The sequence below is a fragment of the Microbispora cellulosiformans genome (assembly GCF_008728085.1).
GTDB classification, from domain to species: Bacteria; Actinomycetota; Actinomycetes; order Streptosporangiales; family Streptosporangiaceae; genus Microbispora; species Microbispora amethystogenes.
Map to the genome: position 1 here is coordinate 118,786 of NZ_VYTZ01000015.1, position 12,257 is coordinate 131,042.

General features: G+C 71.5%; 7 protein-coding genes. 3 read left to right on the forward strand and 4 right to left on the reverse strand.

Annotated features, from left to right (window positions below; genetic code table 11):
- Nucleotides 1-22 precede the first annotated feature (22 nt).
- A complete protein-coding gene (gene thrS / locus F5972_RS30805) occupies nt 23-1,999 on the forward strand; it encodes a threonine--tRNA ligase (RefSeq protein ID WP_150938584.1) in 1,977 nt (658 codons plus the stop codon).
- A 126-nt stretch (nt 2,000-2,125) separates the two neighbouring features.
- On the opposite strand, the gene F5972_RS30810 is transcribed toward thrS, so the two are convergent.
- Entirely contained in the window at nt 2,126-3,145 is a 1,020-nt protein-coding gene (locus tag F5972_RS30810; RefSeq protein ID WP_150938586.1) for a M23 family metallopeptidase, read from the reverse strand.
- A gap of 280 nt (nt 3,146-3,425) precedes the next feature.
- Between F5972_RS30810 and F5972_RS30815 the strand changes: the two genes are divergently transcribed.
- Together F5972_RS30815 and F5972_RS30820 are read left to right on the forward strand one after the other, a co-directional pair.
- A complete protein-coding gene (locus tag F5972_RS30815) occupies nt 3,426-4,394 on the forward strand; it encodes a helix-turn-helix domain-containing protein (protein WP_150938588.1) in 969 nt (322 codons plus the stop codon).
- Nucleotides 4,395-4,690: 296 nt separating this feature from the next.
- Nucleotides 4,691-5,242, forward strand: a complete 552-nt coding sequence (locus tag F5972_RS30820) for an HIT family protein (RefSeq protein WP_225312046.1) — start codon at nt 4,691-4,693, stop codon at nt 5,240-5,242.
- A 79-nt stretch (nt 5,243-5,321) separates the two neighbouring features.
- On the opposite strand, the gene F5972_RS30825 is transcribed toward F5972_RS30820, so the two are convergent.
- The 3 genes from F5972_RS30825 to F5972_RS30835 all read right to left on the reverse strand — a co-directional run bounded on the left by F5972_RS30825 (nt 5,322) and on the right by F5972_RS30835 (nt 12,048).
- Complete coding sequence (locus F5972_RS30825; RefSeq protein WP_150938590.1) at nt 5,322-7,562, reverse strand: hypothetical protein; 2,241 nt, start codon at nt 7,560-7,562, stop codon at nt 5,322-5,324.
- A gap of 263 nt (nt 7,563-7,825) precedes the next feature.
- Nucleotides 7,826-9,421: a glycoside hydrolase family 10 protein gene (locus tag F5972_RS30830; RefSeq protein ID WP_150938592.1), complete on the reverse strand. Its 1,596-nt coding sequence runs from the start codon at nt 9,419-9,421 to the stop codon at nt 7,826-7,828.
- Nucleotides 9,422-9,915: 494 nt separating this feature from the next.
- The gene (locus F5972_RS30835) at nt 9,916-12,048 is read right to left on the reverse strand and encodes an elongation factor G-like protein EF-G2 (RefSeq protein WP_150938594.1); all 2,133 of its coding nucleotides are present in this window, start codon (nt 12,046-12,048) and stop codon (nt 9,916-9,918) included.
- Between the last annotated feature and the right edge of the window lie 209 nt (nt 12,049-12,257).

The following is a 12,257-nucleotide window of genomic DNA, read 5'->3' on the forward strand; positions in this document are numbered from 1 at the left end:
GACACTGTCCTAAGGAGCAACCGTGTCCGCCGCCCTTGAGATACGCATCACCCTCGCCGGAGCCGAGCGCGTGGTGGCGGCGGGCACGACGGCCGGGGAGGCGCTCGGCGCCGACGGGCGCTCGGTGATCGCCGCCCGGATCAACGGCGAGCTGCGCGACCTCGCCGCCGAGGTGGCCGAGGGCGACCTGGTCGAGCCGGTCGCGATCGACAGCCCCGACGGGCTGGCGATCCTGCGCCACTCGACCGCACACGTCATGGCCCAGGCCGTGCAGGAGATCTTCCCCGAGGCGAAGCTCGGCATCGGCCCGCCGGTGGAGAACGGCTTCTACTACGACTTCGACGTCCGCGAGCCGTTCACCCCCGACGACCTCAAGCGCGTCGAGAAGCGCATGCGCGAGATCGTCAAGCAGGGGCAGACCTTCCGCCGCCGCCCGGTCGGCGACGACGAGGCCCGCGAGGAGCTGGCCGGCGAGCCGTACAAGCTGGAGCTGATCGGGCTCAAGGGCGGCGCCGCCGAGTCGGCCGACGGCGCGGACGTCGAGGTGGGCGGCGGGCAGCTGACCATCTACGACAACCTCGACCCCAAGTCGGGCGAGCTGTGCTGGAAGGACCTGTGCCGCGGGCCGCACCTGCCGAGCACCCGGGTCATCCCGGCGTTCAAGCTCATGCGGTCCGGCGGCGCCTACTGGCGGGGCAGCGAGAAGAACCCGCAGCTTCAGCGCATCTACGGCACCGCCTGGGAGACCCGCGAGAGGCAGGACGAGTACCTGCGCCTGCTGGAGGAGGCCGAGAAGCGCGACCACCGTAAGCTCGGCGCCGAGCTCGACCTGTTCTCGTTCCCCGACGAGCTGGGCTCGGGGCTGCCGGTCTTCCACCCCAAGGGCGGGGTGATCCGCCGGGTGATGGAGGACTACTCGCGCCGCCGGCACGAGGAGGCGGGATACTCCTTCGTCAACACCCCGCACATCACCAAGGACAACCTGTACAAGATCTCCGGGCACCTCGACTGGTACGCCGACGGCATGTTCCCTCCCATGGAGCTGGAGGGGGCGCGTTACTACCTCAAGCCGATGAACTGCCCGATGCACAACCTGATCTTCCGGGCGCGCGGGCGGTCCTACCGTGAGCTGCCGCTGCGGCTGTTCGAGTTCGGCACGGTCTACCGGTACGAGAAGTCGGGCGTGGTGCACGGCCTGACCCGCGTACGCGGACTGACCCAGGACGACGCGCACATCTACTGCACCCAGGAGCAGATGCGCGACGAGCTGAAGTCGCTGCTGCGGTTCGTGCTCGACCTGCTGCGCGACTACGGCCTGGAGGACTTCTACCTGGAGCTGTCCACCAAGAACCCGGAGAAGTCCGTCGGCGACGACGCGACGTGGGAGCAGGCGACCGAGACCCTGCGGGAGGTGGCCGAGTCCGAGAAGCTGGAGCTGGTCCTCGACCCGGCCGGCGCCGCCTTCTACGGCCCGAAGATCTCCGTGCAGGCCCGGGACGCCATCGGCCGGTCGTGGCAGATGTCGACCATCCAGCTCGACTTCAACCTGCCCGAGCTCTTCGGCCTGGAGTACCAGGCCGCCGACGGCACCCGGAAGCGGCCGGTCATGATCCACCGGGCGCTGTTCGGGTCGATCGAGCGGTTCTTCGGTGTGCTGGTCGAGCACTACGCGGGGGCCTTCCCCGCGTGGCTCGCCCCGGTGCAGGTCGTCGGCATCCCGATCGCCGACGCCCACGCGCCGTACCTCCAGGACGTCGCCAAGAGGCTGCGCGAGCAGGGCATCCGGGTCGAGGTCGACGAGAGCGACGACCGCATGCAGAAGAAGATCCGCAACGCGCAGAAGGCCAAGGTGCCGTACATGCTGCTCGCGGGCGACGACGACATCGCGGCCGGCGCGGTCTCCTTCCGCTACCGGAGCGGCGAGCAGAAGAACGGCGTGCCGATCGACCAGGCGATCGACGAGATCGTCGACGCGGTCCGCCGCCGCGTCCAGGCCTGACAGGCGGAAAACAGGGATCGGGCGCCCCTTCCGGGGCGCCCGATCTTCTGTCGTGGCTCCGGACCGGCATCGCCACACGGCATTCGCGGTTTCCGTCCGCGTGTGCGCGGGGTCCGGACGCCTCGTTCAGCGGGCGATGCCCTGGCTGTCCTTGCCGTCGCCGTCCCAGTCGCCGATGACGGGGAGGTTGCCGGTGTCGCCGTAGGCGACGGAGCGGGTGGTTTCGGTGGCGGTGGTGACGGGGCTGGTGCGCATGAAGAAGGTGTTGCCCATGCGGACGCCGATGTTGTCCTTGCCGTCGCCGTCCCAGTCGCCGACGAAGGGTACGGCGTTGGGGTCGCCGTACATGAAGGTGTACTGGGCTTGGCCGGTGGCGGGGTCGTTGCTGATGAAGAAGCGGCCGGTGGTGGGGTCGTAGGTGCTGACGGTGTCCTTGCCGTCGCCGTCCCAGTCACCGGTGATGGGCACCATCGGGCTGTTGCCGTAGGCGAACACCGGCCGGGTCGCGACAGTGGAGCCCTGGTCGTCGCTCAGATAGAAATCCAGCACCCCGAGGTTCGCGCCCCCACAGTTGTGGCTGGTGACGTTCCTGTAGGTCTGACTGTTGGCAGTGCCGTACGTCACGCCGTTGAAGGTGGGCCTGACCCGTTCGGCGCCCTCGTATCCCCAGCTGGCCTCGCCGTTGCCGTCCGCGTCATAGCCGAGTTCGAAGTGGACGTGGGGAACATTGTTGGAAGTGGGTCCCGTATGGCCGACCCTTCCGATGAAGGTGCCCATCTCGACCTTCGCGCCCACGTTGACGGCCCGCGACTGCAGGTGCAGGTACGTGGTGAACCACCCGCCGCCGTGATTGATCTGAATGACGTTGCCGGCGTTCTGGTGGTAATACGACTTGTTGACTGTTCCGGCCGCGGGCGCGATGAGCGTGGCTCCGTCGGTGCCCTGCTGGTCGGGCTCCTTGACCATGTCGAGCGCCGGGGCGTGTCCCCACGTGTCCAGCCGCCACTGCTGCCCGCAGGGGAAGGGCAGTTGAAGGCTGGGGGCGGCGGACAGCGCTTCCCGGAGGGCGGGAACGGCCGCCGAAACGGGACGCGCCGCGAGATTCGTCAAAGTGCCGGCGAGGACGGCGAGAACCGCCGCGGTCATCGCCTTCCTCCGCACAGGGTGCGACGTTTCCGGCTGCCGTGGGCGGAGGGAGAGGGACAGGTGCATGATGATGCGTCTCCTGGCGGTCGAGTATTCCTTTCCGGCCGGTTGAGGCCGAGCCGGAATGGTGAGCTATCTGGCCTGACGGTCATCACCGTGACCGGCCGTCCATCCCACGGCAAGGGATTTGGGACACCATGGGAAAACGGGACAAAAACCAGCCTTGACCAGCGCAATTCGCCCGGTAGTGGGACGGGATGGGATGTAACCAGAGATACGGATGGTTCTGCTGTTAACCTTCGGATGTCGATCTCGGGTCAAAACTGGGGGAGCCAGGTTGACAGAGCCCTCTGCGGTCGAGGATTTGGCCGCGTATATCCGTCAGTTGAAGGACAAGACCGGCCGTAGCTACGACGCTCTCGCGAAGAGGCTCGGTGTCGGCAGATCCACTCTCCACCGCTATTGCTCCGGCGGCAGCGTGCCGCCGCGCTTCACCTTCCTGGAGCAGTTCGCCAAGGAGTGCCAGGCGAGCCATGCGGAGATCCTCGAACTGCACCGGCGGTGGGTACGGGCGCAGACCTCGCAGCCGCCCGAAGCGAGGCCCGGCCCGGAACAGCGCGCAGAACAGCGCCCGGAACAGCGCGGGGAAAAGGGTGCGGAACAGCGCGGGGAAAAGGGTGCGGAACAGCGCGTGGAGCCGCCGGACGGCCCGGCGGCTCCACCCGGCCCTCCTCCCACGGCATTTCCCGCGGCGCCGGACGCGCCGCCCGGGTATCGGCGGCTTCTCGGGAGCAGCCGTACGCGCTGGGTGCTGGCGGGGCTGGCGGTCCTGGTCATGGGCGGGGCCCTGATCTGGCGCCCAGGCCAGGGCTCGAGGGCGTCCGCGGAGAGCGGGCACTCGTGCACGGATCGCAGCGGGGTCAAGCACGTGGACGCCAGGCAGGGCGGCTTCGTGTGGACCAGGGACTTCGTGTGCGCGAACCGGCCCGACACGCCTCTCTACCTCTCGGTGCACAGCACGGAGAAGGTGGCGATCCTGGACACCCCCAGGAGCTGGTTCGTCTGCTGGGAGTTCGGACGGGTCCAGGGGGACGGGGGAAGGGTCTGGTACTACACCCGCGGAGATCGCGCCGAGCCGGGGAAGGAGAGCTGGGAGGGGTGGGGATTCGTCGGATCCGAGCACGTCGACGCCGCCGCCCATCCTCTGCCGGGCATGCCGAGATGCCCGTTCGCCTCCGCCTCGCCCTGATCGCCGGAGGATGGCGAGAGCGGGCGGGTCAAGGTGAACCCGGCCGGTGGAAGGAGATCCGCGAGGTCATATGCTGCTGCACAGTGCTGAAGGCATGCCGGCGCACGGTGCTGAAGGCATGCCGGCGCACGGTGCTGAAGGCATGCCGGCGCACGGTGCTGAAGGCGCGCTGGTGCACAGTGCTGAAGGCATGCCGGCGCACGGTGCCGCAGGCGTGCCGGTGCGCGAAGTGCCACCGGAGCGTTCCGGCACAGGCGGCAGCGCCTCGGGACATCGGGAGCGAGGAGATCGCGGACGTGGATTCAGAGCCGATCGAGCAGGCCGGCGCCGGGGTTCCCGACAACTTCCAGCGCCTCTGGACTCCGCACCGGATGGCCTACATCAAGGGCGAGAACAAGCCCACCGGGTCCGGCGCGGACGACGGCTGCCCGTTCTGCGAGATCCCCAAGCTCTCCGACGAGGACGGGCTGATCGTGGCCCGGGGATCGGCCGTGTTCGCCGTGCTCAACCTCTACCCGTACAACTCGGGGCACCTGATGGTCTGCCCGTACCGGCACGTGTCGGACTACGCCGACCTCGACGGGCCCGAGACCGCCGAGCTCGCCGAGTTCACCAAGCGCGCCACGCAGGCGCTGCGCAAGGCGAGCGGGGCGCAGGGCTTCAACGTCGGCATGAACCTCGGCGGCGTGGCGGGCGCGGGCATCGCCGCCCACCTCCACCAGCACGTCGTGCCCCGGTGGGGCGGCGACACCAACTTCATGCCGGTGGTCGGGCACACCAGGGTCCTGCCGCAGCTTCTGCGCGACACCCGCGACCTGCTCGCCGGCGCCTGGCCCGCCGCCTCCTGACCACGCCCCGGCCACGGAGCCGCGCGCGGGCCCGACCGAGGCACCCGGTCCCGGACCGAGGGTCCCGCCCGGCGCCCGCTCAGCCCGCCAGGCTCGCCGGGGGGCTCGGCGCGGCGGCGGCCGGGGCGGGCTCGCCGTACTGCAGGGCGCGGATTCCCGCGCTGAGCACGAGCGGTACGGCCAGGGCCAGGGCCATGGACAGCACGGCGGCGCCGGAGTCGTTGACGAGCATGCCGACCACCCCGCTCACGAGCGCGCCGAGCAGGCCCGCCTTGAGCGTGGGCGCCCGTTCGAACGCGATCGGCAGCACCCCGGCGCTGGCGGTCCCGGGCCGCAGCAGGGCGAAGACGAGGAACGCGAAGGCGGCGATCACCACCGGCATAAGGTTGGGGCTGAGCAGCGTGGCGAGCATCGCCCCGAGCTTGCGGGAGATCACCGGCAGGAACGTGCCGTCGGCGACCTGGCCGGCGAACCGCCCGAGATGGGTCTGGCTGGCCGGGGGACGCAGGTAGTCGAGGTAGGCGATCGTCATCACCAGCACGCCGCCCGCCGCGCAGAACGCGCCCAGCTTGACGACCGACACCCGCCTGCCCGCGACGAGCATCGCGGTGACCGCGATGCCGGGGACGAAGGCGATCACGCCGCCGAAGTCGCTGCCCACGCCGGGCCAGCCGTCGAGCAGCATCGCGAAGGCTCCGAGCACGGCGATCAGGGCCACCGCGACGGCCTTGCGGCCCGACCGCACCAGCCGGTCCGCGGCGGCGGTGGTCACGAGCAGCACGGCCGTGGCCAGCAACGCGAAGGGGATGTTGCCCAGGCCGTAGTAACGGGCGCCGACCACTCCCGTGTAGCCCATCAGGCTGTTGAGCTGCAGGGGCGTGCCGGTCAGCAGGTCGCCGAGCAGCACGGCCGCGGTGACCGCGGCGATCACGGTCAGCGGCCCGAGCACGCCGCGCCGCCACGGCCCGGCGAGCGCCGCCAGGGTCAGCGCCGCCGCGATGGCCGCGATCGAGGCGAAGAGCGTGAGCACGGGCTGCGCCGTACGGGCCCACGGGAGGAGGTTGACGAGATAGGTCGAGGCGGGGATCGCCGCCAGCGCCACGGCCGCGGACCGTACGGCCGGCAGCCGGTCGCGGCGGCGCAGCAGCAGGAACGCGGTCAGATAGAACAGCACCTGGAGCACGGCGAGGGTGGTGAAGAAGGCGCCGGTGGTGTTCCTGATCGTCTGCCCGGCCACGTCGGCGGTCCGCAGGGCCGCCACGCCCTCGGCGAGGCTCCCGCCGCCGGTCCCGTGCGTCTCGACCGGGACGCCGACGACGTTCGGGGGAGCGGCCACCCCGGCCCGGGCGAGGATCGTGGCGGTGAGATCCGGCAGGATGACCATGTCGTCCCGGTGGGTGGATCTGGCGCCGAGCGTGCGTCCCGGCCCGCCCGCACCCGCGCCGCCCGGGCCGGTGGTGGCAGGGCCGCTTGTGGCCGGGTCGTTCATGGCCGGGCCGCGCAGCATCGCCACCCGCAGGTGCGGCACCGGCCCGTGGTCGCCGACGCCCGCCACCAGCACCGTCGCCTGCCCCAGGCGGGGCAGGACCGAGCCGAGCTTCGCGTCGGCCGACCGCGCCGCCGCCCTGCGCGCCTGGGGAGACACCGCCTCCGGCACCTCGCTCAGCCGGTCGGCCGAGACATAGGGTGCGATCAGGTCGGGGATCTCCACCGCGACGACGTCCGCCCGGGTCCACTCCGCGGCCTGCGCGACGTCGGCGGCGTAGACGTCCACGCGCCCGGCGCGGTCGGCCAGCGCGAGCGCCGCGCCCGGGCCGACGGCCATCGTGGTCCGCCCGGCCGTGTGCAGGGCCTGCCCGAGGGTTCCGGCGTCGTCCTGCTCGCGCACCTCCCACAGCCAGGAGAACTCGGGGACCACCGCGCCCTGGCCGCTCGCCTCGGGCGTGGGCGCCATGCCGCAGCGTCCCCCCACCGCCGACCGCACCCCGGCCGAGACCGTGAGCCACCCGTCGTAGGGGCAGGTGCCGTCCTTGCGCACGGTCCGGGCAGACAGGGACCCGATGGCGGACTCACCGGCGAGCCGCCACAGCGCGGGGGTGTCCTCCGGGGTGACGTCGCTCCACATCAGACCGGGGATCCCGACCAGCACCACCCGCTCGCCGGCCGCCGTCCCGCGCTGGCCGGACCACTGATCGGGCCTCTGGTCGGGCCTCTGATCGGGTGCGGCCGCGAGCCCGGCGAGCCCGGCGGACGCGGCCGCCGCGGGCGCGAGGGTCACGACCGACACGCCGAACACGACGGCGACGAGCGCGCGTCTCACCCACGTGCCACTCACCGGCGACCCCCAGGCCCCTACATGATCTTGGGAAAACTCGCGACCACGCTACCGGACCCGTGGACGACCGCGCAGCGACTCGGTCCGTCCCGGGCGCCTCGATCGGCGGCCCGTCCCTCCGTGCGCGAGCAGGGACTCGGGAGTCCTGCCCGGCGGGGCCACCCTCGGCGCGGAACGACGCCCGCGGCGGGGCCGGGAGGCCGGGTACGGGCAACCTCGGCCAGGCGGCCCCGAGAAGGCAGGCAGGGTCAGGTCGCCGGGGTGGCGGCGCTCTCGTTGCCGAGACGGTCGAGCGTGGTGACGTAGTAGGCGCCGGAGCCCGCCGCGGCGTACTGCGGCGCGGCGGAGGCCGGCACGACGGCGAGCAGGTTGCGCGCGTCGGCCGTGGCGCAGGAGGCGTCCTTGCCGGTCACCCGATACACCGCGTACGCCTGCGCGCCCGGCTGGGCCTGCCACGTCAGCGTCCCGGAGGCGGCCCTGACCCCGCGCGGCGCGGCCGGCGCGGAGGTGGACCCCGGCCTGAGCACCGGCGGCAGCGCGGGCCGCGTGTAGTGCTCCTTCACGATCCGGTCGAGCACGCCCAGGGGGTTGCGCACGAGCTGGGCGGCGCTGAAGTAGACGTCGCCGGAGATCTCCGGGTGCTTCCGGTTCAGCGTGAGGTGCGCGGGCAGCTCACCGGCCTTGGTCCAGGCCGGGGTGTCGGTGGCGCCGACCCGGTAGAGCGCCTGGCCGATGTAGAGGTCGACGTCGGTGCCCTTCACCGCGTCGGCCCACCACTTGGCGAGGACGGTGTAGTCGGCGGCGGCGAAGCCCCGGGGCCAGTAGAGCTGGGGCATCACGTAGTCGACGGAGCCCTTCTTGATCCACGCCTTCGCGTCCGCGTAGATCGAGTCGTAGGCCGACATGCCCTTGGTGGCCGACCCCGCCGGGTCCTCGGCCTTGTTGCGCCAGATGCCGAAGGGGCTGATCCCGAAGACGGCGTACGGCCTCGCCGCGTGGACCGCGTCCGAGATCTGGGCGACGAGGTCGTTGACGTTGCGCCGCCGCCAGTCGGCCAGGCTCAGGCCCTTGCCGTACTTCTTGTACGCCGCCTGGTCGGCGAACCTCGTGCCCCGGCCCGGGTAGGGGTAGAAGTAGTCGTCGAAGTGGACGCCGTCGACGTCGTACCGCTGCACGACGTCCGTCACGACCTTGGTGACCCAGTCGCGCACCTCGGGCAGCCCGGGGTTGTAGTAGAGCTTGCCCTCGTGCTTGACGACCCAGTCGGGGTGCAGCCGCGCCGGGTGCCCGGCGGGCAGCTTCGCGGAGGCCGAGTCGGCCGCCCGGTAGGGGTTGAACCACGCGTGGAACTGCAGCCCCCGCTTGTGGGCCTCCTCCACGAGGAACGGCAGCGGGTCCCAGCCCGGGTCCCGGCCGGCCGTGCCGGTGAGCCACTGCGACCAGGGCTCCAGCGACGAGCGGTAGATCGCGTCCGAGGCGGGACGCACCTGGAAGAACACCGCGTTCAGCCGGCGCTTCACCGCGTTGTCGAGGATCCTCAGATACTCGGCCCGCTGCCGGTCGGGCGACAGCCCCGGCTTGGACGGCCAGTCGACGTTGTGCACGGTCGCGATCCACACCCCGCGGAGCTGGCGCTTGGGATATTTCGCGCTGGTCGCGCAGGCGCCCGTCGCCGTCAGCGTCTCCGCCTTCACCACCTGGTGCCGCCCGTCCTTCGCGTTCGCCGTGCTGCCGACCTTCTCGGCCTGGGCCCCGGGGCCGAACGCGTAGGCGGCGCCGACGGCGGCGGCGGCGATGACGGTGGTGGCGATCAACGGGCGGACGACCTGTCTCCGCTCGGTCACGTGGCTGCCCCTCCGATTTGCCGGTAAGTCCGGCGACCAGTCTTACATCGGCTTAAGAGCGGTTTAGCCAGAAAAAAAGAAACGCACTTGTGATGCGGATGTGACGCCTGACACGTCGTGAGGCTCCCCGAGCGGCTGTTCGGTCAAACCCGGCGGCATGGATGAGCTGCGCGAACGGCCCGTCCGGAGGGGACGCGGCCCGTTCCGGCCCAGCGAAGGGCCGCCGGGACGCGGGGGAATGGTTCTGAGGCGGATTGGTGACATCCGTACGGCCCGCACCGGTTCGGGCGGATGGTTCGGGCGCGATTGTCCGGCGCTGCGCGGTCCGGGCGCGCCGGCGAGCCGAGCCGGTACGGGCGCTGCGGTGAGGCCAAGCCGATACGGGCACGGCGGCGGTGGGGGAGCCCGGCGGCGGGAGGCGTGCCGCCGGGCGTCCCTGTCGATCTCGTCCGGTCGTCGTCCGGCCGTCGCCGGAGCGCCGTCCCGGTGCGTCCCTAGTGCTCGCCCGTCGCGGCCACCTTGTCGACCAGGTGCGCGGGCAGCGGCTCGTACCGCAGGAAGGAACGGGTGAACGTGCCCGTCCCGTGGGACAGCGAGCGCAGGTCGACGGCGTACCGGGTGATCTCCAGCTGCGGGGCCTCGGCGCGCACCAGCGTGCGGCCCGTGCCGACCGGCTCGGTGCCGAGCACCCTGCCCCGGCGTGAGGACAGGTCGGACATCACGGCGCCGACGTAGTCGTCGGGCACCAGCACCGCGACCTCGTCCACGGGTTCGAGCAGGTGCGTGGCCACCTTGGCGGCGGCCTCCTTGAGCGCGAGCTGGCCGGCGATCTGGAAGGCCATGTCGGAGGAGTCGACCGAGTGGGCCTTGCCGTCGTAGAGCGTGACGCGGATGTCGACCATCGGGTAGCCGGCGACGACCCCGCGTTCCATCTGCGCCCGCACGCCCTTCTCGACCGACGGGATGAACTGCCGCGGGACCACCCCGCCCACGATCTTGTCGACGAACTCGAACCCGCCGCCCGACGGCAGCGGCTCGACCTCGATGTGGCAGATGGCGTACTGCCCGTGGCCGCCGGTCTGCTTGACGTTGCGCCCCATGCCCTGCGCCCGGCCGCCGAACGTCTCGCGCAGCGGCACCCGCAGGCCGACCTTCTCGACCTCCACGCCGTGCCGCTTGGCCAGGCGGTCGAGCAGGACGTCGGAGTGCGCCTCGCCCATGCACCACAGCACGAGCTGGCGGGTCTCCGCGTTGTTCTCCAGCCGCAGCGTCGGGTCCTCGGCGACGAGGCGGCCGAGGGCCTGGCTCAGCTTGTCCTCGTCGGCCTTCGATTTCGCCCGGATCGCGACCGGCAGCAGCGGGTCGGGCATGGTCCACGCCTCGACCAGCAGCGGCTCGTCCTTGCCGGAGAGCGTGTCGCCGGTCTCCGTGCGCGACAGCTTGGCGACCGCGCAGACGTCCCCGGCGGCGCACTTGCCCACCGTCCGCTGCAGTTTGCCGAGGGGCGAGGACAGCGCGCCCACCCGCTCGTCGACGTCGTGGTCCTCGTGGCCCCGGTCGGCGAGGCCGTGGCCGGAGACGTGGACCGTCATGTCGGGCCGCAGCGTGCCGGAGAAGACCCGGACCAGGCTGATCCGCCCGACGTACGGATCGCTGGTCGTCTTGACGACCTCCGCCACCAGCGGGCCGTCCGGGTCGGCGGTGATCTCCTTGCAGGGTTTGCCGTCGATCCCGGTGATGTGCGGCAGCGGGTGCTCCAGGGGCGAGGGGAAGCCCTGCGTGACGATCTCCAGGAGCTCCAGCGTGCCGACGCCGGGCGCGGTGGCGAGCACGGGGTAGAAGCTGCCCCGGGCCACCGCTTTCTCCAGGTCGTCGATGAGCACCTTGGTGTCGATCGTCTCCCCGGAGAGGTAGCGGTCCATCAGGGACTCGTCCTCGCTCTCCTGGATGATCCCCTCGATGAGGTCGCCGCGGTACTGCTCGATGAGCGCGAGCTGGTCCGGGCCCGGCTCCCGCTCGGTCCTGCGGCCGCCGCCGTAGTCGAACAGCCGCTGCGACAGCAGGCCGAGCAGCCCGGTGCCGTCCACCGGCAGGTAGAGCGGCGCCACGCCGTCGCCGAACGCGTCCTGGCAGGTGGCGAGGACCTCGTCGAAGTTGGCCCGCTGGTGGTCGATCTTGCTGATCACCACCGCGCGCGGCATGCCGACGAGCGCGCACTCGTCCCAGATCATCCGGGTGAGCCCGTCGACGCCCTCGACGGCCGAGACGACGAACAGCGCGGCGTCCGCGGCGCGCAGCCCGGCCCGCAGGTCGCCGATGAAGTCCGCGTACCCCGGGGTGTCCAACAGGTTGATCTTGATGCCGTTGTGGACGACGGGCGCGACCGACAGGTTCACCGAGCGCTGCTGGCGCACCTCCACCTCGTCGAAGTCGCTGACCGTCGTGCCGTCCTCGACCCGCCCGGGGCGCTGTACGGTGCCCGTCTCCGCGAGCAGCGCCTCGATCAGGGTCGTCTTCCCGGCTCCGGAATGGCCGACCAGCACGACATTGCGCACCATGTCCGGCCGATCGGCCACGGGTGCCCTGCCCGCGGCCCCTGTTGTCGCGCCGGATGATCTTTCGGCCACATCGCCTCCCGAATCTCGGAGCGGCGGGGAGGGGGCGCACGGACGCGCCCCGCGCCGGCCGCTCGTGCCGTCGCTGTCCCGCGCCCGGGGCCCGCCCTCTCATGACCACACGACGGGGTTCACCTCCGCGTCATCTCCGTGCGGTCCTGCGGGCGCGTGCTCTTCACCCTTTACCCATGTGGCGCATATCACAAGACTTTTCGGCGAAT

Bases quoted from the DNA above. Each gene is read 5' to 3' on its own strand.
- F5972_RS30815 (WP_150938588.1), top strand. From the start codon at position 3,426: ATGGTTCTGCTGTTAACCTTCGGATGTCGATCTCGGGTCAAAACTGGG.
- F5972_RS30810 (WP_150938586.1), bottom strand. From the start codon at position 3,145: ATGACCGCGGCGGTTCTCGCCGTCCTCGCCGGCACTTTGACGAATCTC.